This is a genomic window from Sphingosinicella sp. (assembly GCF_052387495.1).
In the GTDB taxonomy this organism is placed as follows: Bacteria; Pseudomonadota; Alphaproteobacteria; order Sphingomonadales; family Sphingomonadaceae; genus Allosphingosinicella.
Genome location: NZ_JBQTJC010000129.1, coordinates 1 through 2,971 on the forward strand (window position 1 = coordinate 1; position 2,971 = coordinate 2,971).

At 70.0% G+C, this 2,971-nt stretch carries 4 protein-coding genes; 1 reads left to right on the top strand and 3 read right to left on the bottom strand.

Features of this window, described 5'->3' with window-relative positions:
- The 3 genes from ACT4N8_RS07420 to ACT4N8_RS07430 all read right to left on the bottom strand — a co-directional run.
- Positions 1-249: phage fiber-tail adaptor protein (locus tag ACT4N8_RS07420; RefSeq protein ID WP_444857497.1), on the bottom strand; the 249-nt coding region annotated here is incomplete at its 3' end.
- Positions 250-319: 70 nt separating this feature from the next.
- Entirely contained in the window at positions 320-1,204 is an 885-nt protein-coding gene (locus tag ACT4N8_RS07425; protein ID WP_444857498.1) for a hypothetical protein, read from the bottom strand.
- Positions 1,205-1,346: 142 nt separating this feature from the next.
- Complete coding sequence (locus tag ACT4N8_RS07430) at positions 1,347-2,471, bottom strand: phage major capsid protein (protein WP_444857499.1); 1,125 nt, start codon at positions 2,469-2,471, stop codon at positions 1,347-1,349.
- A gap of 103 nt (positions 2,472-2,574) precedes the next feature.
- Between ACT4N8_RS07430 and ACT4N8_RS07435 the strand changes: the two genes are divergently transcribed.
- On the top strand, positions 2,575-2,970 hold the full coding sequence (locus ACT4N8_RS07435; RefSeq protein ID WP_444857500.1) for a hypothetical protein: 396 nt from the start codon (positions 2,575-2,577) through the stop codon (positions 2,968-2,970).
- Position 2,971 lies beyond the last annotated feature (1 nt).

Here is a 2,971-nt window from a genome sequence, read left to right on the forward strand (position 1 = left end):
GCTCTCGGCGTCGATGTCGATCCCGCCGGTTTCGGCCGGCGCGACGAACCATTGGCTGTCGGCGATGATCTGGCCGTCGAGATAGTTCGCCCAGTCGATCGCATAGTCGACCCGCGAATGCGGGTCCTTGAGATAGAAGCTCATGGTCTTTTCCTTGATCTTAAGGCCGCGTCGCGGAGGCGACGCGCGGGTCCCGCGCCGGTCGCGCGGTCTCTTGCTCGCGGGTCCCCGGAGGCCGGGGACCGCCATGTTCGCTGGCGAGCCGGCGCAAGGCCGCCTCGCCGATCGCCTGGGATGCGATCGCCTGTCCGTTCATCGTTCAGGCCACCTCGAAATAGCCGCTGATCCGGATCGCGCGGCCGTCGCCGATGATCGAGGCGCTGTCGTAGCGGGTGATCGAAAGCAGGCCCGACGCGGCCGAAACATTGCCCTGGACCATCGATCCGGTGACGCTGTTTTCACGCCCGGCGAAAGTGAAGGCGGCGGCGGCCGTCGCCGGCAAGGTCGCCGTGAGCACGCCCGTCGCCGTCCCGGCCGTGGTGATCGTGATCACCAGCTGGAAGAAGACCAGCTTGCCGAGTTGCTTGAAGCGCCCGGTCGCGCTCGCGGCGGTGAACACGCCCGAGCTGGCCGCAACCGTCGGCGTAAAGACGCCCCACGCCGTGCCGATGCCGAGCGTGCTCAGCGCCGCCTCGGCGCTCGAATCGTCGATCAGGCCGCGGCCGAAGCTCGACAGCGTCGTCAGCGCCGCCGTCCCCGCCCCTGTGAAATAGGGCAGCTTATCGGCCTCGCCCGCCAGCCCCGCCAGCGCCGTGAGCTGCGCGTTGAGCGGCTGCTTGGCCGCCAGCTCCGCCTCGAGTCCGTCGACGTCGGCGATCTCAGGCGCCGGATCGCGCGCCGCGAACCAGTCCGCCGCGACGGTCAGCGCGACCGTTTTGAGCCCCGGCGAAAACGGCACCGCCTCACCGCCCGCCGACGAAGCAAGCGGCAGCCGGATCAGCGTGTCGCCGCTGCCGATCTCGCCCTCGCCGACCTCCCACTCCTCGGGATGGCTGACGCCCGCGATGCAATAATGAAAGCGCGCGCCCGGCGGCACGGCGTCGGCGAAGCGCCGGTGCCCCGGCAGCGCGCCGCCCAGGGGGAGATCGGACGCGCCGCCACCCCAGCCCGCCTCGCGCACGAGGTCGGCGAAGAACAGAGTCATGTGGATTTCCTTCTTGAGATCCTCCCCGGGACGGGGAGGGGGACCGTGCGCAGCACGGTGGAGGGGGCTCGGCACCTGGCACGGCTCCCCCTCCACCGGCTTCGCCGGTCCCTCTCCCCACGAAATCGTGGGGAGGATCAGGTCAGACGCTGAACTTGAGCAGCTTGATCGCCTCGGAGTTCATCACCTGCCCGCCGACCCTTTTGGTCGCGTAGAAATGGACAAAGGGCTTGTTGGTGAAGGGATCGCGCAGGATCGCGGTCTCGGCCCGCTCGGCGATCAGGTAGCCGGCCCTGAAATTGCCGAAAGCGATCGACAGCGAACCCGCCGCCGCGTCCGGCATGTCCTCCGCCTCGACCACCGGATAGCCGAGCAGCGTATCGGGCTGCCCCGCCGCCAGCCCCGGCTGCCAAAGGAACGCGCCGTCGTCGGTCCTGAACTTGCGGATCCGCGCGGCGGTCGCCGAGTTCATCACGAACACCGCCCCCTGCCGGTAGGGCGCGCGCAGCGCCTGGACGAGGTCGATCAGCGTGTCCTGCGGCGCCGAAGCGGGAAAGCCGCCGTCGACTCCGGTCGAGAGGAACTGCAGCGTCCCGAAAGGCCGGATCGAGTCCACCTGGATCGAGTTCGGCGCGGCGAGGAAGCCCTTCGGCCGATTGGTGCCGTTGCCGGAGACGAAGGCCGCGCCTTCCGCCCGCGCGAACTCGGTCGCGATCTCGCTGGCCAGCCAGGCCTCGACGTCGAACGCGGCGTCGTCGAGCATCGCCTGGCTCGCCGCCGGATTGGCGTAGAGCTCGCCGAAGGGCGGCGCCACCTCCGCGAAATCGGGCGTGTCGGTCTCCGGCCGCGCCGCCGTCTCGGCGACCCAGCCCGAAGGCGTCCCGCCGGTCGTGACCAGCTTGCGGTAGCCCGCCGAGCCGACCTTGACGACGTTGGCGATCGCCCGGATCGGCGAGATCGCGGTCAGCGTCCGCTCGATCGCCGCGTCCAGCTCCTCGGGCACCGCATAGCCGCCCGCCGCCTCGCTCGCGCCCGAAAAGGCCTTGAGCTCGACCCCGGCCTCCAGCCCCTTGCGCAAATAGCGCTCGACGAACGGCGACGCCTCGCTCTTCGCCCCGCTCAGCGCCGGCCGCGCCGCGGCGACCGCCTGCGCCTCGACCCGGCTCTTCAGCGCCGCCACCTCCTCGCGCAACGCCGCCACGTCCTCATCCTCGCGCTCCAGCGCCTCGAACGACGCCTCCAGCGCATCCGCTTTGACTTCCAGCATTCACTTTCTCCTCGGTTGAAATCACGACCCGGCATTCCCGCGAACGCCGGTTACTCATTCCGTCGATGGACTGAGCCCGCGGACCGGGTTATTTCTGCACCCAATGCGGTCCGGTCTCGCCTTGGCCTGTTCTCTGCTGCTCGGTGCGGCGCCCGCTGCCGCGCAGCCGGCGTCGGAAGCCCAGCTTCGCGAGCTTGTCGCCGCCCTGGTCGAGCAGGCCCGGGCGCTGGTGCCGCGCCCGCTTGACAATGAGCGGATCTGGACCGGCGTCCGCGCCGACGGCGTCGAGGTCATTTACGACATTACGCTCAATCGCGACCTCACCGCCGACGAGATCGCCGCGCTCCGCCGCGTCCAGGACGCGTCGGACCCGATCGCCATGTGCGCCGACCACACCATTTCCTATCTCGTCGGCCTCGGCGCGCGGCTGCGGCAAATCTACACCGACGCCGGCGGCGACCGCTTCGAGACCGTCGTCGCAAGCTGCCCCGCCGCCTAGC